This is a genomic window from Shouchella oshimensis (assembly GCF_004375095.1).
Lineage (GTDB): Bacteria > Bacillota > Bacilli > Bacillales > Bacillaceae_D > Shouchella > Shouchella oshimensis.
The window spans coordinates 289,838-313,932 of the sequence record NZ_SNUX01000002.1 but is presented as its reverse complement, the minus strand read 5'-3'; the positions used below and the strand labels follow the sequence as shown (position 1 = coordinate 313,932).

25 protein-coding genes are annotated in these 24,095 nt (G+C 40.7%); 8 read left to right on the top strand and 17 right to left on the bottom strand.

Annotated features, from left to right (window positions below; genetic code table 11):
• Window positions 1–49: 49 nt before the first annotated feature.
• The 10 genes from E2L03_RS07705 to E2L03_RS07660 form a co-directional block, all read right to left on the bottom strand.
• On the bottom strand, window positions 50–1,087 hold the full coding sequence (locus tag E2L03_RS07705) for an NAD(P)-dependent alcohol dehydrogenase (protein ID WP_038476372.1): 1,038 nt from the start codon (window positions 1,085–1,087) through the stop codon (window positions 50–52).
• 204 nt (window positions 1,088–1,291) lie between these two features.
• A complete protein-coding gene (locus tag E2L03_RS07700; RefSeq protein WP_134258862.1) occupies window positions 1,292–1,927 on the bottom strand; it encodes a bifunctional 4-hydroxy-2-oxoglutarate aldolase/2-dehydro-3-deoxy-phosphogluconate aldolase in 636 nt (211 codons plus the stop codon).
• Entirely contained in the window at window positions 1,924–2,895 is a 972-nt protein-coding gene (locus E2L03_RS07695) for a sugar kinase (RefSeq protein WP_134258861.1), read from the bottom strand. Before E2L03_RS07695 ends, E2L03_RS07700 begins: the two co-directional genes overlap by 4 nt.
• A 15-nt stretch (window positions 2,896–2,910) precedes the next feature.
• A complete protein-coding gene (locus E2L03_RS07690; RefSeq protein WP_038476363.1) occupies window positions 2,911–3,756 on the bottom strand; it encodes an SDR family oxidoreductase in 846 nt (281 codons plus the stop codon).
• Window positions 3,740–4,831: a mannonate dehydratase gene (gene uxuA, locus E2L03_RS07685; protein WP_038476360.1), complete on the bottom strand. Its 1,092-nt coding sequence runs from the start codon at window positions 4,829–4,831 to the stop codon at window positions 3,740–3,742. The genes E2L03_RS07690 and uxuA overlap by 17 nt, the downstream gene beginning before the upstream one ends.
• A gap of 22 nt (window positions 4,832–4,853) precedes the next feature.
• Entirely contained in the window at window positions 4,854–5,870 is a 1,017-nt protein-coding gene (locus tag E2L03_RS07680; protein WP_134258860.1) for a zinc-binding alcohol dehydrogenase family protein, read from the bottom strand.
• An 18-nt stretch (window positions 5,871–5,888) separates the two neighbouring features.
• Window positions 5,889–7,160: a TRAP transporter large permease gene (locus E2L03_RS07675; RefSeq protein WP_038476354.1), complete on the bottom strand. Its 1,272-nt coding sequence runs from the start codon at window positions 7,158–7,160 to the stop codon at window positions 5,889–5,891.
• 5 nt (window positions 7,161–7,165) lie between these two features.
• Window positions 7,166–7,645, bottom strand: coding sequence for a TRAP transporter small permease (locus E2L03_RS07670; RefSeq protein ID WP_038476351.1), 480 nt, complete (start codon window positions 7,643–7,645; stop codon window positions 7,166–7,168).
• A complete protein-coding gene (locus E2L03_RS07665) occupies window positions 7,642–8,664 on the bottom strand; it encodes a TRAP transporter substrate-binding protein (protein ID WP_243839511.1) in 1,023 nt (340 codons plus the stop codon). Before E2L03_RS07665 ends, E2L03_RS07670 begins: the two co-directional genes overlap by 4 nt.
• 22 nt (window positions 8,665–8,686) lie before the next feature.
• Entirely contained in the window at window positions 8,687–9,364 is a 678-nt protein-coding gene (locus E2L03_RS07660; protein WP_124741214.1) for a GntR family transcriptional regulator, read from the bottom strand.
• A 91-nt stretch (window positions 9,365–9,455) separates the two neighbouring features.
• On the opposite strand from E2L03_RS07660, the gene E2L03_RS07655 reads away from it, so the two are divergent.
• Window positions 9,456–10,466: an Ldh family oxidoreductase gene (locus E2L03_RS07655; RefSeq protein WP_038476345.1), complete on the top strand. Its 1,011-nt coding sequence runs from the start codon at window positions 9,456–9,458 to the stop codon at window positions 10,464–10,466.
• Between the two features lie 121 nt (window positions 10,467–10,587).
• On the opposite strand, the gene E2L03_RS07650 is transcribed toward E2L03_RS07655, so the two are convergent.
• A complete protein-coding gene (locus E2L03_RS07650) occupies window positions 10,588–11,379 on the bottom strand; it encodes an SDR family oxidoreductase (protein WP_055737111.1) in 792 nt (263 codons plus the stop codon).
• Window positions 11,380–11,523: 144 nt separating this feature from the next.
• On the opposite strand from E2L03_RS07650, the gene E2L03_RS07645 reads away from it, so the two are divergent.
• Both E2L03_RS07645 and E2L03_RS07640 read left to right on the top strand, forming a co-directional pair.
• Window positions 11,524–11,988, top strand: coding sequence for a DinB family protein (locus tag E2L03_RS07645; RefSeq protein WP_055737110.1), 465 nt, complete (start codon window positions 11,524–11,526; stop codon window positions 11,986–11,988).
• A 2-nt stretch (window positions 11,989–11,990) separates the two neighbouring features.
• On the top strand, window positions 11,991–12,845 hold the full coding sequence (locus E2L03_RS07640) for a DNA-3-methyladenine glycosylase family protein (protein ID WP_134258858.1): 855 nt from the start codon (window positions 11,991–11,993) through the stop codon (window positions 12,843–12,845).
• A 132-nt stretch (window positions 12,846–12,977) separates the two neighbouring features.
• On the opposite strand, the gene E2L03_RS07635 is transcribed toward E2L03_RS07640, so the two are convergent.
• Together E2L03_RS07635 and E2L03_RS07630 are read right to left on the bottom strand one after the other, a co-directional pair.
• Window positions 12,978–13,712, bottom strand: a complete 735-nt coding sequence (locus E2L03_RS07635) for a hypothetical protein (RefSeq protein WP_134258857.1) — start codon at window positions 13,710–13,712, stop codon at window positions 12,978–12,980.
• Window positions 13,713–13,830: 118 nt separating this feature from the next.
• The gene (locus tag E2L03_RS07630; protein ID WP_134258856.1) at window positions 13,831–14,589 is read right to left on the bottom strand and encodes a glycerophosphodiester phosphodiesterase family protein; all 759 of its coding nucleotides are present in this window, start codon (window positions 14,587–14,589) and stop codon (window positions 13,831–13,833) included.
• A gap of 218 nt (window positions 14,590–14,807) precedes the next feature.
• On the opposite strand from E2L03_RS07630, the gene E2L03_RS07625 reads away from it, so the two are divergent.
• On the top strand, window positions 14,808–15,716 hold the full coding sequence (locus E2L03_RS07625; RefSeq protein ID WP_134258855.1) for a hypothetical protein: 909 nt from the start codon (window positions 14,808–14,810) through the stop codon (window positions 15,714–15,716).
• Between the two features lie 37 nt (window positions 15,717–15,753).
• Here E2L03_RS07625 and E2L03_RS07620 read toward each other — a convergent pair whose 3' ends face one another.
• From E2L03_RS07620 to E2L03_RS07605, 4 genes are all read right to left on the bottom strand, one after another.
• Complete coding sequence (locus E2L03_RS07620; protein ID WP_038476327.1) at window positions 15,754–16,149, bottom strand: ectoine synthase; 396 nt, start codon at window positions 16,147–16,149, stop codon at window positions 15,754–15,756.
• A gap of 19 nt (window positions 16,150–16,168) precedes the next feature.
• On the bottom strand, window positions 16,169–17,452 hold the full coding sequence (gene ectB, locus E2L03_RS07615) for a diaminobutyrate--2-oxoglutarate transaminase (RefSeq protein WP_038476324.1): 1,284 nt from the start codon (window positions 17,450–17,452) through the stop codon (window positions 16,169–16,171).
• A gap of 19 nt (window positions 17,453–17,471) precedes the next feature.
• A complete protein-coding gene (gene ectA, locus E2L03_RS07610; protein ID WP_035392952.1) occupies window positions 17,472–17,966 on the bottom strand; it encodes a diaminobutyrate acetyltransferase in 495 nt (164 codons plus the stop codon).
• A 290-nt stretch (window positions 17,967–18,256) separates the two neighbouring features.
• A complete protein-coding gene (locus E2L03_RS07605; RefSeq protein WP_038476319.1) occupies window positions 18,257–18,691 on the bottom strand; it encodes a hypothetical protein in 435 nt (144 codons plus the stop codon).
• A 144-nt stretch (window positions 18,692–18,835) separates the two neighbouring features.
• On the opposite strand from E2L03_RS07605, the gene E2L03_RS07600 reads away from it, so the two are divergent.
• The 4 genes from E2L03_RS07600 to E2L03_RS07585 all read left to right on the top strand — a co-directional run bounded on the left by E2L03_RS07600 (window position 18,836) and on the right by E2L03_RS07585 (window position 24,085).
• On the top strand, window positions 18,836–20,287 hold the full coding sequence (locus E2L03_RS07600; RefSeq protein ID WP_166740220.1) for a spore germination protein: 1,452 nt from the start codon (window positions 18,836–18,838) through the stop codon (window positions 20,285–20,287).
• A 750-nt stretch (window positions 20,288–21,037) separates the two neighbouring features.
• On the top strand, window positions 21,038–21,601 hold the full coding sequence (gene ahpC / locus E2L03_RS07595; RefSeq protein ID WP_038476313.1) for an alkyl hydroperoxide reductase subunit C: 564 nt from the start codon (window positions 21,038–21,040) through the stop codon (window positions 21,599–21,601).
• A gap of 14 nt (window positions 21,602–21,615) precedes the next feature.
• Complete coding sequence (gene ahpF, locus E2L03_RS07590) at window positions 21,616–23,145, top strand: alkyl hydroperoxide reductase subunit F (RefSeq protein WP_134258854.1); 1,530 nt, start codon at window positions 21,616–21,618, stop codon at window positions 23,143–23,145.
• 181 nt (window positions 23,146–23,326) lie between these two features.
• On the top strand, window positions 23,327–24,085 hold the full coding sequence (locus E2L03_RS07585; RefSeq protein WP_134258853.1) for a sulfite exporter TauE/SafE family protein: 759 nt from the start codon (window positions 23,327–23,329) through the stop codon (window positions 24,083–24,085).
• Window positions 24,086–24,095: the final 10 nt, after the last annotated feature.

The following is a 24,095-nucleotide window of genomic DNA, read 5'->3' as shown; positions in this document are numbered from 1 at the left end:
AAAAGAGACGAAAGGCAGTTGCATTGCCTTTCGTCTCTTCTGTATGTTGCTAGATTGTGCTCGTATCGATAACGAAGCGATAGCGGACATCGGATTGTAATACCCGTTCGTATGCGTCATCAATTTTGTCTGCTGAAATGACTTCTATTTCTGGAAGAATTGAGTGCTCCGAACAGAAGTCTAGCATCTCTTGCGTTTCGCGAATACCACCAATCATTGAACCGGCAAATGATCGTCTTTTGCTGATAAGAGAAAACACATTGACATCTAACGGCTCACTCGGTGCACCCACATTGACGAGAGTACCATTTAATGCTAATAAGTTTAAATAAGCACTCATATCCAGCTTGGCACTGACTGTATTCAGAATAAAATCAAACGAACCTGCTAGCTTCGTTAATGTTTCCTCATCATTTGTTGCATAATACTCTTTTGCCCCAAACGCTAGTCCGTCTTCTTTCTTTTTTAACGTTTGTGATAGAACCGTTACTTCAGCACCCATTGCATGTGCAATCTTTACTCCTAAATGCCCAAGACCACCTAGGCCAATTACCGCTACCTTTTTACCTTTTCCGGCTCGCCACCTCTTTAATGGTGAATAGGTTGTAATACCAGCACATAGCAACGGTGCCGCTGCATCGAAAGGAATGTTATCAGGAATGCGAACAACGAAGCCTTCCGTTACAACGATATGTGTGGAATACCCACCTTGTGTGTAGTCTCCATACTGATCAAATCCTGCATAAGTTGGAACATTTCCTTCCTCACAATATTGCTCTTCTCCTTCCCGACAGCTTGTGCACTTCCCACACGAATCAACCATACAGCCAACACCAACACGGTCTCCTACTTTGAATAAACTTACCTCATCGCCAACCTCAGCCACAACCCCAGCTATTTCGTGTCCAGGTACTAGCGGATACTGAACTTCACCCCACTCCCCTCGCGCCGTATGAATATCGGAGTGACAAATTCCAGCATATTTAATATCAATTAATACATCATGCTTATCAAGACCTCTGCGTGAAATCTCGGTATGTTTAAATGTGTCTGATGGCCCATTAACCGCTCTCGCCTTTACGTTCATTCTTTAATCCTCCTATCGTTTTGCGCATACACCTTTCGATTTCAAGTTTTTACTATTTCTCCGATTCCCCCTTTTTCTTTGATTAAACGTATCCTACTCCTTGGAGTCTACTTTAAGTCAAGTACAAAGCGCATGCTAATTTGCAACTTGTCCAGAAAAAAACTACCAGCTACGTGAACACGTTGCTGGTAGTTCTTTAAACAACTATCGACTTTCTTTTACTTTTTCTACATATGCACGAGCTATCTCGGTAAGCTGCTCCCAATCATTATTTTCAATTATTTCTTTTGATAGTAAAGAGCTACCTGCTCCAACTGCTACTGCTCCAGCTTTAATAAAGTCAGGAATTGTCTCTAAGTTCACGCCACCAGTCGGCATCATCTTCACTTGAGGGAGCGGCCCACTTACAGATTTAATAAACTGAGGTCCAACACATTCGGCAGGGAAAACCTTTACTAAGTCGGCACCTAATTGAACGGCTTGAAACGCTTCTGTTGGTGTAAAGATTCCTGGGATGACTGGAATGTCTCTGCTTTTAACTGCTTCAATGGTTTCCTGTGACAGAATCGGCGCAAAAATAAATCGCGCTCCGGCATCAATCGCCGCTATCGCATCATCTGCATGTAGGACCGTTCCAGCACCAACAACAACATCTTCGTCATAACGCTTGCTTAACGCGCTGATGGTTTCTAGCGCTAGCTCGGAATCAAGGGTTACCTCAAGCCCTTTAACGCCACCGGCAACAAGGGCATCTGCAATCGATTCTATCTTTTCTGGAGGTAATTTACGCAACACTGCACATACACCTGATTCAAGTACCGTTGATAATCCATCATTCATCGAGAAACGCCTCCATACACTTTGTTATCATCACATAAGAAAGCGTCAACTTCCTTTCTTGTTGGTAGCCCTTCAATGTCACCTTTTACTCCAATGACTAGAGCCCCAACAGCGGCACCCATACGAACAGATTCCTCAAGTGACTTGTTTTCTAGCAAACCAGCTAGAACTCCGGCAGCAAATCCGTCTCCGGCACCAACTGGATCGACTACTTGTTTAACACGGAAGCTGTTCACTTTCCCTGTACCCTGTTCGTCTTTAAAGAGACTATAGTCACCACCATTTTTAATGACGACTTTTCTCGCCCCTAATTCAATACCCTTTGTGAGATAATCCTGCTCTTCCATGTCACCGAATAACCACTTTGCTTCATCTAAACCAGGTAGAATGAGATCTGCTTGTGCTGCTATTGTGACTAATCGCTGACGTGCTACCTCTTCTCCTAGCTTATGAATAAGAGCAAAACGAAGATTAGGATCAAACGAAACGAACGTTCCATGTTCTTTTGCACACTGTATACCTGCTAGAACTGCTTCATAGCAGCTATCACTTAATAATGGCGTAATGCCTGTTACATGTAGAATCGATGCATCGGCAATTTTTTCATACGCTAGGTCTTCCTTTGTCAATGTGCTGCCAGCGGAATCATGACGGTAATAATAAACAGCAAGCTCTTCTTCCCTTCGGTGCTCCTTAATGTATAGAGCGGTTGGCGCGTCTGTTGTAAAGGTCACACACTCTGTGTCCACACCTTCTGCCTTTACTTCTCGGACCACATAGTGCCCCATTTCATCATCGCTAACTTTACCAAACCACGTAGCACTATGACCAAGCTTTGTTAATGCAATGGCTACATTTGATTCGGCGCCACCAATCTTCTTTAGAAATGACGGTACATACCGTAATCGTCCTTGAGTAGCTGCTTCAAATAACACCATTGTTTCTCCAAATGTCACGAATTTGCTCATTACGACCGCCTCCTTTTATACGCCTGAATATGCCATAAATCCGCCGTCTACTGGAACCGTAATACCTGTGACAAAGCGGGATGTGTCATCATCTGCTAACCACAGTAAAGTCCCTAATAAGTCTTCTGGTTGCCCAAACCGATTCTGCGGCGTATGGGCAATAATTTTTTCCGCTCGACTCGTCCATTCTCCTTCTTCCGTGCGTAATAAGTGACGGTTTTGCTCAGTTAAAAAGAAACCAGGTGCAATTGCGTTTATACGTATGCCTGCTTCGGCAAAGTGTACGGATAGCCATTTCGTTAAATTGTCAATTCCAGACTTTGCTGCACTATAAGCTGGCACCTTTGTCATTGGTGTCGCTGCTGCCATAGAAGACACATTAATAACCGTACCGCCTCTTGTTGTCATCGTTTTTGCAAATACTTGTGTTGGAATTAATGTACCGAGCAAATTCAAACGAAAGACATGATCGAAACCAGCTATTTCTAAGTCAAAAAAGGATGTTATGGTTGAATCGGTAAGATCTCCTTCATGAAAGTGTTCTTTATCGGTAATGGCGTCAGGGTGATTTCCACCTGCTCCGTTAATTAATAGATCGCACTCACCGAAAACTTCTTTCACGTGATCGTATGCTTGCAATACACTTTCTTCATTCAATACATCACATGAAACAGCGATAGCCGTTCCACCGTTCTCTTTAATCTCATCAACAACCTTTTGACCGTTTTCAACTGTCCGATTTAAGATAGCAACGTTCATTCCTTGACGCGACAATTCTTTAGCCATCTCTTGACATAAAACCCCGCTTCCACCTGTAATAACAGCGGTTTTACCTTTTAATCCTTCATGTAGTGGTAGCATTTTCACTCTCTTCCTTTCGTTTAATGAGTTCGTAAGCATCCCATAAGCCCCATAAATGCATAATACCTAAAGCGCGATCATACAAACCGTAACCAGGTCTGCATTCCTCGCCCCATAAATGCCGTCCATGATCAGGCCGCGCATAGCCAGTAAAGCCATTTTCATGATAAGCTTTCACAACATCATCTATCGGTACAGAACCGTCTTGCGTTCGGTGAGAGGTTTCAATAAAATCTCCATTTTCATAGATTCGTACATTTCGAATATGTGCAAACGCAATTCGATCGTGAAACCGTCTAATGATATTCGGAACATCGTTAGCTGGGTTTGCACCTAATGACCCGCTGCAAAGGGTTAAACAATGAGAGGGACTATTTGAAATCCCTAAGTAACGCTCAATTGCCTCTTCATTCTTAATAATACGCGGCAAGTGGAACACAGACCATGGCGGATCATCTGGATGTATGGCCATTTTTATGCCTTCCTCTTCCGCTACCGGCAATACTTCTCCGAGAAAATAAGCGAGATTTTTCCAAAGCTGATCTTCATCTACTTCTTCATAAGCTTTAAACGACTGCTCAATGGTTTTTAACCGCTCTGGTTCCCAACCAGGCATTGTATAAGCCGACTTCGTTACTTCTTGAATCAATTCGTAGGGGTCCATATTGTCTACTTTTGCTTTTTCATAAAAGAGTGCTGTTGAGCCATCCTCTAATGGTTTAAACAAATCGGTACGCGTCCAGTCAAACACCGGCATAAAGTTGAAACACACCACTTTTGCCCCTACTTTTGCTACGTTACGCAAACTTGTTTTGTAATTTTCGATATAACGATCTCTAGACGGTAGTCCTAATTTAATGTCTTCATGAACATTGATGCTTTCGACTACTTCTAGGTGAAAGCCATACTCATCGGCTTGCTCCTTCACTTGTAGCACTTCTTCTTCCGTCCATACTTCTCCAGCGAGACGATGATGTAGCGCCCAAACAAGCCCCTCAACGCCTGGGATCTGCTTAATCTGATCGAGGGTAACAGAATCATCCTCTTGTCCGTACCATCTAAACGTCATTTTCATATGTTGGCCACTCCTTTACTCCTTAAAATGTAAGCACAATTTTTCTTACTTCTTCAGGGTGCTCTTCTAGTTTTTTAAACGCCTCATCCACCTTTTCATAGTGAAAACGATGTGAGATTAATTCATCTGGAGAAATCATTCCCTTATTTACTTTCTTTACAACACCTTGGAATTGATTTGTTTGCAGTCGTGAACCTACAACCTTCAGCTCTTTCTTTGTTAATAATAAAGATGGGATTTGCGAAGGTGTTTCATTAAATCCTAACGTCACAACGGTTCCAGCGACTGACGCCAGTCGAACCGCTTGCTCAAACGTTCCTGCTGTTCCAACAGCGTCAATGACGACGTTGGCAAGCTCCCCCTTAGTTTCTTTATAGATGGCTTCTTCAATGTCCTCTTTATCCGGCTGAAAAACGGCGTCTGCTCCAATCGAGGTTGCGTACTCAAGCCTTACTGTATTGAAGTCTGAAATCATTACGTAAGCGCCTGCTTCCTTCGCCATTAACAGACACGCAATTCCAGTTGGACCAGCCCCCATAATAAAGACGGTGTCACCTGGTTGAATGCCCCCTCTAAACGTTGCCTGAGCACCAATGGTTAATGGTTCAATCAACGCCGCAGCTTCTGCTGAAATCGATTTGTTTACTTTATGCCATTTTTGTTCATGGGCTTTTACAAATTCACTCATACCGCCATCTTTATGGACTCCGAATACTTGAAGAGATTCACATACATTCTGCTGACCTTTTCGGCAGGCGTAGCATGTACCGCAGAATTCAATTGGTTCTAACGAGACACGATCACCTACTTGAAGAAATTCTACCCCCTCTCCCAATTCGGCGACTACACCCGATACTTCATGACCAATGACACGTGGATAGACTGTGAATGGGTTACTCCCGTGATAAATATGGACATCGGAACCACATATTCCTACGCATTGTACCTGTACCAACACATCGTAAGGTGAAGAAATTTTTGGCTTTTCTATTTCAACAATAGATAACTTCCCAGGTTCTTGAACTTGTATTGCTCGCATGTATGTCTCACATCCTTTTTATTCAAATAAACTTGGTAAAAACAACGAAAGCGACGGTACGTACGCGACGATGATTAACACAACGACCGCTACTGCAAAATATGGTAGTAATTCTTTTACTGTTTTCGTAATCGGCACTTTTGCAAAGGAAGAAGCAACGAATAAACAGACACCTACTGGCGGTGTAGATAACCCAATCATAAGTGCAAGTACCATAACAACACCGAAGTGAACAGGATCCATACCTACGCTCGTTGCAACAGGTAATAATACTGGGAATAGTATAACCAGTGCAGCAATGGTCTCCATAAACATTCCTAAAATAAGCAATAATAGGATGATAAGTAAAATAACAAGAATTGGATTTTCTGTAATAGATAAAATGCCGTCTGCAATTAATAACGGTACGCCTTCGCTAACTAAAATCCACCCAAATGTATTGGCAAAACCAACTAACAGCAGTATAGAGGCTGTCGAACTTAATGTATTCCCAAGTAGTTGAGGTAACTCTTTCATTTGAAGCTCTTTATAAACAAACTTCCCAATCACAAATGCGTAAAGTACACAAACAACCGCTGCTTCTGTTGGTGTAAAGTAACCGCCTAAAATACCCCACATAATGATAACAACCATTAACAATGCCCAGAACGCACCTAGAAAACTTTTTCCGACAAATGAGAGGGGCTGCTTCTCCCCTTTTGGATACTGTCTTTTTACTGAGATGATATATGTAACAATTAAAAATCCGATTGCGAGTAGTATCCCTGGAATGGCTCCTGCTAAAAACAAATCACCAATTGAAACACTTGCTAATGTACCAATAATAATCATTGGTAATGAAGGAGGTAACATCGGACCAACCGTTGACGAAATGGACGTAACCGCCGCAGAAAAACCGGCTCCATACCCTTGCTTTTTCATAGCAGGTATCATAACAGAACCAATGCTTGCTGTATCCGATAAAGCGGTACCGGAAATACCCGCAAACCCTAAAGAAGATGCAACATTGGTTAACGCCAAGCCACCTCGTATATGCCCAACAATCGCATTGGCAAAATCAATAATTCGATTAGTAATTCCACCTGCGTTCATCAAATTCCCAGCTAATATGAAGGCAGGGATTGCGAGCATGACGAACGAATTCATACCAGCAAACATCGTCTGTGGAATAACCGTTAATGGAACACCTGCAACAAGTAAATAAATAAGAGAAGCTAAGCCTAAACTAAAAGCAATTGGTATTCCAAACGCAATAAATAAAAGAAATAGCACGACTACTAATATGGCCATTTTTGCTAGTCATCTCCTTTCTCATCCACCGTTGCTTGGTAACGATCTATTACGTATACGACCGAATAAATCATTAATAAAAGTCCAAGTAATGGTACAGCTGAATAGGCATAGGTCATAGGTATCCCTAAAGTAGGTGCATAAAAATCTGCGCCTAGTTGCGTCAGATGAATACCATATATAAACAAAACAATCGAGAAAACTAGGATGACCAATGCAATCATTCCTTCATAGATCTTTTGTACTTTTTCAGGTAATGCAAGGATGAGCATGTCGATCCGAATAAACTCTTGTTTCCGTAGTGCAAGTGGCGCGGCGGTTACCATTGAATAGACAAATAGATAGCGGGATAGTTCTTCCGTCCAAATAAAATCAATTGGAAAGTACCGACTGACTATCTGAATGACAACAATCAACAATAATGATAAAAACAAAGCGATCGACACATACGCTAGAAGAGTATCTACTTTCTTCATCATCTTCATTCCGAATCGTCTACCTCCTCTGCTTCGTCAAGTATATTTAGGTATAATTCATACTGCTCTTCCTGTAAATAGTGTTCCAATGCAGGTAACATCGCATCACGAAAGGCATCGCGATCAACATCCTCGTTCACTTGAATGCCACTCTCCACTAAACGTTTCAACACCTCTTCTGTTTCTGCCTCTTGAAGTTCTTGTGCATATTGTTCTGCTTCTGCAGCAGCTTCTCTCACTGCCTCTTGCTGCTGATCCGGTAACGCTTTCATTTGTTCGGTCCCTACTACAACATAAATCCAAGATCGAACATGTTCTGTCAGATTAAGGTATTGCTGCACTTCATAGAATCCATTGCTTTCTATTAAATCGTTCGGGTTCTCTTGTCCATCAATTACACCTTGCTGTAATCCAGTAAACACTTCATTTAAGCTAATGACTTGGGGCTCAGCCCCTGCTTCAGACCATGCGTCTAAGAACAATGGCACATTCGGTACACGCATGCTAAAACCCTTTAAATCTTCAGGTGTAGATATCGGGTAATTGGCTGTCACATTTCGTGGCGATCGTTCCATATAGAACAACGGTGTCAACCCAATATCACGTTCTATATCGCGTTCAATAATTTTTCCAAGATCCCCTTCAATGACTTTGCGCATATGGGTCTCGCTCTCGAAAGCATACGGTACAGCTAACATCACTGCGTTGGGTGTCCATACTTCTAGCGTTTCTCCTGTTATTGTTAAATCGGTAGCCCCGTAGCGAATTGAATTGATATTATCAATTTCGCTTCCTAATTGACTATTTGGGAAAATATCAATCACTACCTGACCATCTGTTTTGTCTTCTACAAGACGAGAAAACTCAACAGCAGTACGATGCCATAGGTGGCTAGAATCGGATATATGCGTCATTTTCCAATATGTAGGTTCATTTTCTCCTTCTGTGATTGCCTCTTCACTTAGGCAACCGCTTAAAAGGAGGGTCGCCACTAAGCTTGCTGGTAAAAGTTTTTTCAACAAGTTCACCCTCTCCTTTTTAACCCCTCTATTACTTACTAAAGTACTCTGGATGCTCTAGTCTTAGCGCCTGTTGATCGTATTGCAACAATCCTAAATGGGTACGAATTAATGCTTCCGCTCGTTGACAATCTTTCGCTTTAATCGCGCTCACCATCTCACCGTGGTGCTCAACAAGTTGATCCCAGTTTAATTTCAATTCCATACTAAGCTTTCTTAATCGATTTGAATGGGTATCCATTTTCTGAATAACTCTCCACACTCTTACTTTTTTTGTTCCTTCAGCTAATAAGCGGTGAAATTCTTTGTCGAGAACGAATAACGTTTTTTCATCCTCAATCTTTTTTGCCTGTTTCTGTTTCTCAACGTTTATTTCTAACTGCTGCAAGCAATACTCGTTAAAGCTGTCACATGCAAGCCTTATGATTCCGACTTCTGCTTGTTCTCTAAGAAAACGAGCCTCTTCCACATGATCTAAATCTATTAAGGTTACAAACGAGCCTCTTTGTGGCAATACTATTAGCAGTTCGTCTTCGGTTAATCGTAAAAAAGCTTCTCTAACAGGAGTTCGGCTCACTTCTAGTTCCTCCGCAATTTCTTTTTCAGAAATAGCAGAACCTGGGGGCAAATCCAACGTCATAATGGACTCCCGAATCGTTTCATAAACGAAATCTCTTGTCGACATTTTAAAATCTGTACGATTCAGCATTCGTTTCTTCACCTCCTCAATCAGATACTACCACACTACCATACAAGTATGCTACCATTTATTTAAACGCTTTCAATTAGGAGGATGCCATATGATTACCGTACCAGCAGATCACCTTTTATCTCTAACAAAAGATGTGTTCACCCATTATCACGTCCCAGAGCCTGTCGCTCAAGACATTTCCACCATTCTCGTTCACGCCAATTTAAGAGGGGTTGATTCCCACGGTGTTATGCGAGTAGAACACTATATAAACCGCCTTATTAAAGGTGGCATTCGAGCTGATGCTACGCCTGACTATAACGAAACATCCCCATCAACTGGCATAATGGATGGCCATCATGGATTTGGTCACTCGATTGCAAAGGAAGGGATGAGTCGAGCCATCCACCAAGCCAAACAGCACGGTATCGGCAGTGTTGCAGTGAAGAATAGTAGTCATTGTGGGGCTTTATCCTTTTTTGTTCAACAAGCAGCAGAAGAAAAGCTTATTGGCATTGCCATGTCTCATACAGATGCCATAGTCGTCCCATACGGAGGGGCTGAGCCTTATTTTGGGACAAACCCACTTGCATTTGGGTTTCCTACCAACGAAGAAGACCCAGTCATTCTTGACTTTGCCACAAGTACAGTTGCACTTGGAAAGATTTTAGATGCAAAGGAAAAACAGCACTCTATTCCGCATGGGTGGGGTGTTAATGATACAGGACAGTCAACCACGATACCAGAAGAGGTCGTTTCTTTAACACCATTTGGTGGACCAAAAGGGTACGGACTGGCAATGGTTGTTGAAATCTTCTCTGCGCTTCTTACTGGAGCTGCTTTTGGCCCTCATGTTTCTAAAATGTATGATGACTATCACAAAAATAGAGAATTAGGGCATTTCTTCATGGCAATTGATCCTAGTAAATTTATCGCAGTAGACGCTTTTACTACTCGTTTGGATGGCATGATTAGAGAATTACGTCAAGTTCCCGCAGTTACAGCAGAAGAACGCATATATGTTCCTGGTGAACTTGAGAAGATAAATGAGAGAGAACGTTTAATGCATGGTATCCCTTTACCAGAATCTGTCTACAATTTTCTCAAACAAAATCATTGATGCTCTTAAAAGACCCTTAAGCAAAGCAGGCTTAAGGGTCAATCTCGATAAAAGTATTCAATTCCTATCATCATTTGACCAGCACCATCTACCGTTACGTTATAACCTATTGGCGTGCTGATTATAGTGCTTTAACTAGTCCTCCATCAATGACAAACGCTTGACCTGTTACATACGTATTCGCACCTGAACATAGGAAAACCACGTGATTAGCAAATTCTTGTGGCGTTCCATAGCGACCGAGAGGAATAGCTTGTTCTTCCTTTTTCTTTACTTCATCAAGAGATAGATTTCCTTTGGCAGCTTTCGTTTCATCTAGTTCAAGCAAACGGTCTGTTGCTATACGCCCAGGACCGATAGTATTAATAAGAATGCCATCTTTCCCTAACTCTTGTGCCAAGCTTTTTGACAGTCCTGCAACCCCTGCTCGGAACGTATTCGAGAGCAACAATCCATCGAGGGTTTGTTTAATCGAAGAGGACGCTACATTGGCTATATGTCCCCCTCCTTGAATGCGCATTTGCGGCACTACTGCACGAATCGATCGAACATAGCTTAATAGATTCAACTCGTATGCACGTTGCCACTCTTCATCAGTAAATTGATCAATGCCTCCTGGAGGAGGTCCACCTGAATTGTTAATTAATACATCAATTCTCCCCCACTTTTTAATGGTAAAATTGACTAGCTCTTGAATGTCTTCTGCTTTTGTTATATCGCATACATGAGGCACGATATGAGCATTATTTGTTTCTTTTTTTATATCATCTACTACTTGAATCAGTTCGTTCTGTCGTCTACTCGACAACACCACTTTCGCTCCTTCTTCTGCAAACTGGCGCGCAATCCCTCTTCCTAGACCTTTACTGGCAGCGAGTACAATGACCACTTTTCCTTTTAAATGTAAATCCAAATTGCATTCCTCCTTCTTCATCGTTTACATCTTTTTCAAGCTCGAATCGAACCTTTCATCCTGTTCAATATCTTTCTATCCATGCTATAATAGCAAAAAACTTTTGGAAACGCTTTAACATCCACTCAAGAGGAGGTTATTTGTATGAGTGTAAAAGAGTTAATTCTCTTGCAATTAGGTGTCATTCATAATCAAAAAAGTTGGTTTGTCCCGTTGACCCATGCGTTAGAAAATGTATCTGAACATGAAGCCAAGTGGACACCTAATGATGAATCAAACAGCATTTGGGGAATTGTAAACCATCTCATTTTTTATAACTTCCGTTATTTAGAACGCTTCAAAAACAGTCATACGACATTTGAACCTGTTGACTCCATTGCTCATACATTTGAAAGAGAAACCACGTCCTGGGCTGAAACAAGGAACCATATTGACCAATTGCTTTCAGAATGGCGGGAAGCTGTTCAGAAATCCGAATTAGAAGATTTTAGCGAAGCTGTTACTGAATATTTAACACTTCTCACTCTACACAATGCCTATCACATCGGCCAAATTGTAACCATCCGAAAACAACAAGGAACTTGGCCTACTGAATTAGGAGTTCGATAATCGTGTTTACATTCTCCATTCCTTTAGCAGAACCCTTTAACTTTAATGATGCGATTACTTCCCACGGATGGTGGATGCTAGCTCCGAATGTATGGGATTCAAAGAAAGCACGGTTTTATCGTACCTTTCCTACAAGAAACAATGATACAATCGTTGGTTGCATCTATATGGAGGCTTCTTGTTTACAAATTGTAACAGAAGTAGAATTAACTGAAACCGACCAAGACGACATACTCCATTATGTTTCATGGATGTTCCGAGTGAATGAACGGTTTGAGCCTTTTTATACATTATGTCAAACGCATAATGAGCTAACCGATTTACCTATGAAAAGAAAAGGTCGATTGCTACGCTCGCCTACTCTATTTGAAGACATCGTGAAAGTACTTTTAACAACAAACACTCGCTGGAACCAAACAATCCAAATGGCAGAAAAACTTACTTATCATTTAGGAGAGAAAGTGCATGGATTTGGCCGAGAATTTTATTCTTTTCCAACACCTCAAACCATTCTTTCAGCAGGAGAAGCTTTTTTAATGGAGCACGTACGTACAGGTTATCGAAGTCACTATATTCTGGATGCTGCTCATAAAGCAGTAAACAATCCCGCCCGCTATTTGCAACCATCCGCTCTCAATCACTTTCGAGAGATAAAAGGAATCGGCCCTTATGCCATGAACACCCTCGCTATGATCGTCGGTCGTTATGACGGTTTGCCTGTTGATTCTGAGTACAAAAAGCACGTGATTGGAACGTATTTTAACGGAATCGCCCCCTCTAAAAGCGAGCTTGAGAGCGTCTATGACAAATGGGGCGACTATAAGTATTTAGCCTATTGGTTTGACCACTATAAATAAGAAAAAGATTCGTGCTGATGCACGAATCTTTTTCTATTATTTACAGTGATTGCGTCTGAATCGACGTTACATGCTAAACAAACGTCATAGAACTGTATGATAGAGAATGGATTTAGTATAAATCAATTTCTTCTATGGTTTATGTGTAATAAACAAGTCGGTAACACAGTTCTTTCCGTCTAATTCATGAAAGTAGATACTAACAGCAATATTCGGCTTCAGCATATTTATTTTCTTTTTGTCATTAACAACAAACCACTTATCGCCAGTTGCAGTCTCAATCGCAAACCTATTTTGCTCTACGTAGACAACTTTTCCATACTTGTTCAGACGGTTCTCTTGATTCGGTTGTTCTTGATTAAATTTCTCGTCCTTCTCTTCAACTGCTGACGTTTTTTGTATGTCTTCCGTTTGCTTACTACCCACTTGATCGCTTTCACCCGTATTCTCCTTATAGCCGTTCTTTTGTTGTACTGAAGTGTACTTACGTCGCATCATTATACGAGCTCTTTCTTTTACCACATTGACAGCAATCAATTGATTTGTTAATTCTGGTATTTCGTTTATAAAGTGCCATTTATCTGAAACCTGATCAGTGGTATTCTTAAAACCGAATACTTTAATTTTCTGATCTAACCGGTCATTCTCATACATGGAATATAAGTAATTAGAATGATGTTTCGTTTTTGTTTGAATATGTATTTTACTTTCGGTGGTGCCTGTACTAGTAAGGCGGGAAGTGTAAACATTATTCGCACAACAAGCTAGACCTAGTGCAAGAGTGGTAACCTTACCTGTTCGGATAAGTTTTACTCGTTGAGCTTGTTTCTCTATTTTTATTTTTTCTATACTGGTTACACGATCCATCTTCGTAAAAAAGCCCTCCTTACAATCCCTTTTTAAGCATAGCGTTTTATGAAACCTGTTTCAATAGCTTATAGACATAGTCAAAAAGTCTAACTCCTAATCATAAGAAAGAAAACAGCTAGATATTGCCCTGCTGCTTTCTGATTCGTAACGCCATCTCTGGAAAATCTGTCATAATGGCTTTCACCTTTTTTTTAAGCAATCCTTTCACTTCTTCAGGCTCATTTACTGTCCAAATACGTGACTGTTGCACTAACCCTTCCTCATCAAAAGTAGAACGCTCTTTTAATGCCAGTTTCTTAGACAAGTGGTATAAGTTAATGCGATTGGTTGCTAAATAGTCAGCTGGATAAGGGATCTCATGCTTTACAAGCCACGCCAATTCAATATTCTTATCCAATTGACGGAGACGTTGAATAAGAGGCAAATGGAACGACGAATAATTAAGTGTTAATGCATGTTGGAACGGCCTCACACTATCAAGCAATAATTTCTCAATTCCCTCTGTTTCAGACAAATTCGGCTTTAACTCAATGTTCACTTCTATTTGATAGGGAGCCATTAATTCTAGCGCCTCTGCAAGAGTTGGAACGGTTATACCTTTCCAATCTGCTTCACAATAATTGTCTAAATGAGTAAAGGGTATACCTGCACTGAGTTCTTTTAATTCCTTAACGGTCTTATCCTTTACATGACCAGTTCCATTCGTAGTTCTGTCTACAGTCGGGTCATGCATGACGACGAATTGATGATCTTTTGTCAGCTGAACATCTAATTCAATACCGTCTACACCATTTGATAACGCTTCTTCAAAACTTGGCAATGTATTTTCTGGAAAAACACCCATCGCCCCTCTATGTCCGTAAATAGCTGTCAAAGGGAATCATTCCTTTCTAACAAAAACCTCTCACTCCTATTATACCGTTTGATACTTTCACCTTCACACTATGTGTTCATTTTTAAGTAAAACTTTACAAATGACTCTGCAACATCGCTTTCACGCATTGGAATTATGCTTTACACTAGTATTTAGAATATTCATTTCTGTTGTGTGTGCAACCATTTGTTCACATAAGTGAAAAAGGAGGAAAAAAGGTGCAACGATTTCTATTTCTATTTAGTTTATGCTTGTGCATAACTGGTTGTACTATTCCAGCCGATACCGGTGGCGATACGCTTACCTCTGTTAACGATGAATCCTTTACTGGATTTGTTATCGACAGAACCGATATTGGTTCACTCGTTTCTCACGAAGGAGGGTTGACGATGTTTTCGAACATTCCTGTCGCCCATGGGGTTGGTGATCGCGTACGAATCCATTATCGCGACGTTTTAGACTCCTTTCCCTCTCAAGCAGATGGCTCACAAGCGACAGTCGTCTCTTCACCAAAGCCAGATGGCGCCACCTATTCTGAAAAAGAAGCTATTCAGCAAGCGCTTGAATTAGCAAGAGCGTTTCCATCAAGTGATGCAATGAGCGCTTATCCGTTTGTTACATACACACACTATGTAAAAGAAGCAGATGTTTGGGAAATAACCATTCAAATTTATGGAGAGGAAGAACATTTAATCGAAATCGGTAGCAATGGAGTTTCCGTGGATCATTGCGAGCACTCTTCATTAACGGACTATTCCCCTGCCTGCTTTACTGGTTATGTAATCGAAAACCGGCTTATCAGTACTGAAAATGATTTAATTACATTTACTAACCTTATACGTTCAGCTGAAATTGGCGATCGCGTATCCGTTGAATATACGGACGTAAAAGAAAGTTACCCAGCTTCTGCTACCGCTGTTTCATCTAAAGTCGTCTCTCCACCAAAGCCGGATGGTGCCACCTATTCTGAAAAAGAAGCCATTCAGCAAGCACTCCTCTATTATAATGAACAGAACCGTCAACCTGAATCGGACCCAGTTGCTTTTCCAGTTATTCACTTCTGTACTTACCACGATGAAACAGACACGTGGACCATAACGATAAACGATGTGGACATTGAAATATAAACATGAAAAAAGAAACGAGGAAAATTCCTCGTTTCATTTACTTCTTCATATGCTCTGGTAATTGATAAGCGCCGTCTTCATCGTGTATTTCTTCGCCTGTAGTTGGTGGATTAAATACACAAACCATTCTCATATCTGTCTTTGCTCGTAAGTAATGTTCGTCATGTTCATCTAACACATAGCATTCGAATTGCTTTACTGGCCATACCTTACCATCTTTAACGGTTTCAACTTCGCCTTCACCTTCTATAATATAAACTGATTCAAGGTGATGCTTATACCATAAGTGTGTTTCCGTGCCAGCACGAATTTGTGTATCATGCACAGAGTAGCCCACGCCATCTTTCTCTACGACGAGCCGTTGACTGCGCCAGTTACCACCGTCTACGTCTCGCTCTGTATTTAAAACATCTTCAAGTTTGATTACTTTCATTTGTAGGACCTCCTAGCTGTTAATTTAAAATAGGTTCTTTAATCCCTAAAGCTGCTCGCACACTCTCTTCAATAATCTCTAATCCTGCTTTTAACGTCTCTTCAGGAATTGTCACTGCCGGAAACAGTTTGAACACTTCATCGTCAAACCCTGCTGTTTCCATGATTAAGCCTCTTTTAAACGCTTCTGCAGCAATCGATCCGGCCAATGAACAGTCTTCACAACGAATTCCTTTCATAAGACCTCTACCTTTTACAGTACCTTTTAATTCCGGATACTTTTCCACAATGGTTGTTAAGAAGTGATGCACGAGTTCAGCTTTTCTCTGAATTGAATCTTGAAAGTCTGGTGTTTTCCAATAATCTAAAGCTACTGTTGCTGTGATAAAGGCATGATTGTTTCCTCTAAAAGTCCCGTTATGCTCACCCGGCTCCCAAATATCTAATTCCGGTTTAAACAATGTTAAAGCAAAAGGAAGACCATACCCACCAATTGATTTGGACAGACATACAATATCAGGTGTCAATCCGGCTTCTTCAAAGCTAAAAAATGTCCCTGTTCGACCAATACCAGCTTGCACATCATCAATAATCATTAATATCTCGTGTTCCTTACATAATCGTTCTAATCGCTGTAACCATTCCGTACGTGCGGCATTAATACCACCTTCGCCTTGTACCGTTTCAAGAATTACTGCTGCAGGTATGTCAACTCCTGATCCACCTTCAGTCAAAAATTGCTCGAGATAATCAAGTGTATCTAATTCATCCGTTAGAAAATTGTCATACGGCATCGTTACAACATTAGTCAATGGTATTCCAGCACCTTTACGCTTAAACGCATTACCAGTCACCGAGAGTGAACCAATTGTCATTCCGTGAAATCCATTTGTGAAGCTAATAATATCTGTTCGTCCTGTTACTTTACGAGCCAACTTAAGAGCTGCTTCCACAGTATTTGTCCCTGTTGGTCCAGGAAACATTACTTTATAGTTTAACCCTCTAGGTTCTAATATGATTTTATTAAAGGCCGTTAAAAAGCTTGCTTTCGGTGATGTTGCCATATCTAATGAATGGGTAATTCCGTCACTCATGATATAGTCAACGAGGGCCTGTTTCATTTTTTCATCATTATGACCATAGTTTAATGCACCAGCGCCTGCAAAAAAATCAATATACTCATTTCCCTCTTCATCCCACATGGTTGATCCTTTGGCTTTTGTAAATACAGCTGGGAAACTTCTGCAATAGCTTCTTACTTCAGATTCTTTTTCTTCAAAAATCTTCATGTCTGTTTTATTCACGGTTTTCCTCCTTGTATTCTTAACCCTTAATTGGTCCAATGCGAAACGTTTTCTCTTCTTCATGTTGATCATCCGGGAATAGCTCCTCACCAAAACAATCAAACACATTACATTCAGTTCCTTGACTACGTGCTAGCTTTTTAAAAAGAGATTGAGATGCTTTGTTTGAAGGCGTTACAGTTGCCTCAACATATCTTACATTTTTACAAGCGTCTCGTTCGATTAGTCGTTCTAATAAATCTAAAGCAAGCCCTTTGCCTCGTTGTGATTCAGCAACACCAACTTGCCAAATAAAGAGGGTGTCTGCTTGTTTAGGCGGAATAAAACCAGTAATAAAGCCAACTACTTCATCGTTTTCACGGGCTACAATACACGTTTCGTCAAAATATTCACACATCATGATATACTTATACACTGAGTTGGAATCAAGCGTTGATGTTTCCGCTAATTGCCACATCGAAGCTCCATCTTCAACAGTCGGTTTTTCGAGGGTTAATACTGGTGTCTGTGCCATATGCGCCTCCTCTATTTTTTTCACAGCGGTGTTCGCCTTTCTTTTACCCGCTTCTCTTTAATCAAAACCACAAATTGTAAATGATCAACATTTTCAATCCTTTTTAATGATAGGATGCTGGTCACATTTTCGCAAACAGGATTAGTAGAGATTATGTATCAATAAAAGGAGTGATCGACGTTAAGAGTAAGCTAAGAGAGATTTTCTTCCATATCCTCCTCCTTTGTCTCAATCCCTCCTATTTTCAAAATAAAAAGAAGAGAAAATGATTTCTCTTCTTTCTTTCCTTTTTACACACATTGAAAAGCACTAATTCGTCGTGTATCGATTCCAAAGTAAACCCACCTGAAAATAAACCACCGGTAACCAGCGACTGAATGTCTTCCTACAAAGGTTGGATAAAACCAAAATTGTTCGCCATTATTTAAGCGCAAGTACGTGTACCGGAACAAACATCCTCTAATTGCCCCTGGATCTACAGCAAATGCGCTAACCGATTGAAGCTGAGGCGGATTTCCTGGCGGGGGACCTGGCGGCTCTCCTCCACCTTGACCTGGTTGGGGTCCTTGAGAAGAACCACCTCCTGGCGTTGGAAACCCCGGGAATGATCCACTCCCTGGAGGTCCCGGGGGATATCCTGGACCACCTTGCCCAGGAAAGGGGCCAATCGATCCACCTCCACCACCAGGTGGGAAGAAAGACGAAATGAAGCGATGATCTTGCATACTTAAAACCTCCCTATTGACATTGATACATTCTACGCATTTGCCTATAAATGGTGCATCGATTTTGCCTTATGTCAGTGAACTGTATAAATCAACTAACTTGACACAAACTACATGTATCTTAGTCAAAAAGGGCGAATTCGCATGAGGACATTAACGGCTCACTTAAAACAAAATGTGCACCTTATTCAACAACGTTTCCACACTAAGGATGCGATCCGATCACTGTCTGTAACCATCGGATTAGATATTCATGCTGAGCTCCTCTATCTTCCTAATACAGTGGATGAGCAAAAAATTCACTCTTTTTTACTAGCTCCGATTCAACAGCTCGTTAAGCAGTCGGTTACATATGATCAATTAGGAAGTATCTTTAAAGATGGAGAACCATCGGTTGCTTATACCGTTGAAGAATGTGTAGATGGTCTCGTTAACGGGAGAGCCCTTCTTATGTTCAATAAAGAGGAAGGCTATTTATTTAACTGTTCAAATTGGCGTGTTAGAAGTGTAGAAGTTCCGCTCAGCAGCAGCGTTTACGAAGGTCCAGCTTCCGGTTTGACAGAAGACATTTCAGTGAATCTAAATTTGTTAAGAAATTATTACCGAAGCCCTAATCTTGTCATAGAAACCCTTTCTATTGGTTCTGAAGCAAAAAAAGAAATCTCCATCCTATCAGTTCATGGTGTATCAAACCCAGCTATCGTTGAAGAAGTTAAAGCACGATTAAACAATATCAATGTTAGTCAGGCCATTATCAATCAACTCGCTACAGATGCGTTAGAAGGCGATGGTTTATTATTTCCGCGAACGATGTCTATAGACCGGCCTGATGCGTGCGCAATGGCTCTAGCTGCCGGTCGAGTTGTTATTTTAGTAGAAGGTTCCCCTCTTGCTTTACTTGCACCAAGTATTTTTTATCATTTTTTCCAAAATCAAGATGACTATTTATCAGACTTTGGCAAATTTGGGTCAAGACCATTACGTTATTCGTACTTTTTTATTGCTACGTTTACTCCAGCTATTATTGTGGCTATTGAACGGTTTCATTTAGACCTCATTCCAAGAGATTTACATGAACAATTAATTAAGACCCATGATACTCTTGCTCCTTTTACGATTGAATTGCTATTCGTCATTTTACTCATGCAAGTTATCATGGATGGTTCCTATCGATTGCCGGGTAATGTTATCTTTGCCGTTACATTTATCGGAACGATGTTAATTAGTGATGTGGCAACTGATGTTAATTTATTTCATCCGGTCACCATCGTCATTATCGGAATTTGCTACATATCAAGTTTTCCAGTTCTCCATAGAGGGCTGCTTTCACCCATTTTCTTTATGCGCTTATCGTTCATCATTCTTGCTCACTTTTTTGGATTTGCAGGACTGTTTTTAGGAACGACGGTTTTATTGATCCTAATGGCTAAACTTCATTCCATCGGTACACCTTATTTGTATCCTTTTCTTCCCTTTCAACCTGATAAATGGAAGGATACCCTTTTTCGAGGAGGCTTACAAAGAGTCATAAATCATCCAAATCCACTTCCTTTTAATCGTCATCAAGCTAAAGCAAATCGAAAGCAACATATTTAATGTGTAAGTTTAAAACAACCTCCATTAAAAACGAGGCTAGGACATAACGAAAAGTCGTATTTGAAAAGACGAATAGTCTAAAATATACTGCGTAGAACCACTACAGGAGAATCCTTCGCTTTCCGGGGACACGGCCTCAGCCTCCTCCGTGGAAAACCACCACTCCAGAGTCTCTAGACACGTGCTGATCCCCAGGAGTCTTCGGGTTCTCCTTCCGTTCATTTTCAAATAAAACAAACGACGAACGTTCCTATTTTCAGGAATGTTCGTCATTTTGGTCTGTCTATCTACTTTTGTCCTAGTCTCATTTTTTTATATTCCTCGTTTCACCTTATCTATGCCTATTGAGAAAAGCGATACACATTTGAAAAAACATTCTTCTGATTTCTCTTCTCCTAAGGCGGTCAACCATTTTAAAAGATAGTGCAACTTCATCACGAACGAAAACAAACACAGTTTTAAATTTAAAAAACAGTGATTTCTTTCTATTACTTTCTCTCATTTACATAAGCTTTTTCTCATTTAAAAAGTAAGCGCTTACTACACTGTCGTAGAAGGAATTTATTTTATTAATAAAAAATTCAGTTAACTACTCCTTTCATATTGCTAAATAGAAACATTCTGTGTCGTTTGTCAAACTTTCGAGAAAGGCATTGACAAACGAAGATCTTTATTCGATAATTAGTACATAATTAGAATTAATACAATTTAAGCACACATGCTTAGATTTAACATTAGGAGGAATTGTTCATGTCACTTATCGGTAAACAAGTACAACCATTCTCAGCACAAGCATATAGAAATGGTGAATTCGTTGAGGTTACAGACGAATCAATGAAAGGTCAGTGGAGTGTTGTATGCTTCTATCCTGCTGATTTCAGCTTCGTATGTCCAACAGAATTAGAGGACCTTCAAAATCAATATGAAGAGCTTAAATCTCTAGGTGCAGAAGTTTACTCTGTTTCTACAGACACGCACTTCGTACACAAAGGCTGGCACGATAGCTCTGAAAAAATTGGTAAAATTACGTACACAATGATTGGAGATCCGTCACAAGCAATTTCTCGTGACTTCCAAGTATTAAACGAAGCTTCTGGCTTAGCTGATCGCGGAACATTTATTTTAGATCCAGAAGGTGTTATTCAAGCAGTAGAAATCAACGCTGATGGTATCGGTCGTGACGCAAGCACGCTTGTAAACAAAATCAAAGCAGCACAATATGTACGTAACAACCCAGGTGAAGTATGCCCTGCTAAATGGGAAGAAGGCACTGAAACACTTACACCAAGCCTTGATCTAGTAGGTAAAATCTAAGGAGTGTTATAAAGATGGCTCTTGCAGCAGAGATTAAAACACAATTAAACCAGTACATGGCGTTACTGGAAAATGACATTGTTATTAAAGTACATGCTGGCGACGATGACGTTTCAAAAGAAATGGTTGAATTACTCGACGAACTGTCAGCCATGTCTACGAAAATTACGCTTGAAAAAGCAGCTCTGCCAAGAACGCCAAGCTTTAGTGTAAATCGTGTTGGAGAGGACACCGGCGTTGTATTCGCCGGTGTTCCTTTAGGTCATGAGTTTACATCGCTTGTTTTGGCGTTGCTTCAGGTGAGTGGACGACCACCTAAGGTCGACCAAGCTATTATTGATCAAGTGAAAGGCATTGAAGGCGAGCATCATTTTGAATCCTATATCAGCTTATCTTGTCATAACTGTCCAGACGTTGTTCAAGCGCTGAATATGATGAGTGTCGTAAATCCGAACATCACCCACACGATGATTGACGGTGCCGCCTTCAAGCAAGAAGTGGAAGAAAAAGAAATTATGGCTGTTCCTACTGTGTTCATGAACGGTCAACCATTCGGTAGCGGTCGTATGACAATAGAAGAAATGATTGCAAAAATGGGTGTTACCGTTGACGCAGATGAGCTAACGAGCAAAGACCCATTTGATGTTCTAGTAGTCGGTGGCGGTCCGGCTGGTTCCAGCGCAGCTATTTATGCGGCTCGTAAAGGAATACGTACTGGTATCGTAGCAGAACGCTTTGGTGGACAAGTTCTTGATACACTAAGCATTGAAAATTTTATTAGTGTACCGTCAACAGATGGTCCTAAGCTTGCGGCTAGTTTAGAAGAACATGTAAAAACGTATAATGTAGACGTTATGAATCTTCAAGCGGCAAAGCGCTTAGAAAAGAAAGACTTGTTTGAAGTGACCCTTGAGAATGATGCTGTTCTTAAAGCCAAGACAGTGATCTTGTCAACAGGTGCTCGTTGGCGAAATGTCAATGTTCCTGGTGAACAAGAATTTAAAAACAAGGGTGTGGCTTACTGCCCACACTGCGATGGCCCTTTATTTGAAGGTAAGGACGTTGCTGTTATTGGTGGTGGAAACTCTGGAATTGAAGCGGCCATTGATCTTGCAGGAATTGTGAATCACGTTACGGTTCTTGAGTTTGCGGCTGAACTTAAAGCTGATCGTGTTCTCCAAGATCGTGCCCACAGCCTACCAAACGTCACCATCATTCCAAATGCTCAAACAACGGAAATTACAGGTGATTCTCACGTAAATGGCATCTCTTACAAAGATCGTGAAACGGGAGAAATTCATCATGTTGCCTTGCAAGGGGTTTTCGTTCAAATTGGTCTCGTACCAAACACAGAATGGTTAGACGAAACCGTTGAACGTAATCGCATGGGTGAAATTGTCGTTGATAAGCACGGTTCTACCAATGTACCTGGACTGTTTGCCGCAGGAGATTGTACAGACAGTGCGTACAACCAAATTATTATTTCTATGGGCTCAGGTGCTACCGCCTCCCTCGGCGCGTTTGACTATATGATTAGAAATTAACACAAAGAGCGACACCTCATTAAATTGGGAGGTCGCTCTTTTTTCATGCTCTACTCTTTTAGACACTCGCTTGTTAGTAGCATCATGTCAATGACTCAATTTGCGGCAGTGCTTACCTTTTCACAAATAAGATTTGTTATAATGCGAGAAGAGCTACTTTATCAAGACACCTTATGTTGGAATGAGTGATGGAACCATGTTACTTCTTATTATCTTTTTTGCAGTTTTTATTGGGGCGTTTATACAGGGTGCAACTGGACTCGGATTAGGGCTTGTTATTACCGCTATTCTCCCTTTCTTTCTAACGGTTAAAGAAACGACTTTACTCGTTATTTCACTTCTTATTATTTCTGGGCTCACGGTTACATGTAAATACTACAAGCATTTGGTATGGAAAGAGATTCTAAGCTTTCTCGTCGTTGTCCTCGTAGGTCGCTTTGTCGCCTTCTTCATTCTGTCGGCATATGGTGATATGGACTTTTTAAAAATATGGCTTGGTGTCGTGTTATTACTTATTGTCATTTATCAACTACTAAGTGCAAAGAAAATGGATACCATTGTCGAGCTTTCACCAAGAAGAAAAAACGTATCACAAATTGGACTCGGCTTTACAGCCGGATTAATTGGTGGAGTCTTTGGATTAGGTGGGCCATTTATCGTGCTTTATTTTTTACTTTTTTATCCCCAAAAGAAGTTTTCCTATATCGTTAGTGTTCAAGCTGTCACAACCGTAGCAAGCCTCTTTTCGATATCCATTCATGCAGTAAATGGAGATTTTTATCCGTCTTTCTTTACATACTTTCTTATTGGTCTAGTAGCGGTTATCCTTGGCACCAACTTGGGATTGCGGTTATTTGAAAAGGTCAATGCTACAATCGTTAAACGAATCACCATTGTGTTAATTACGGTATCTGCCATTACAATCATATTATTTGCTTAACATTTACGAA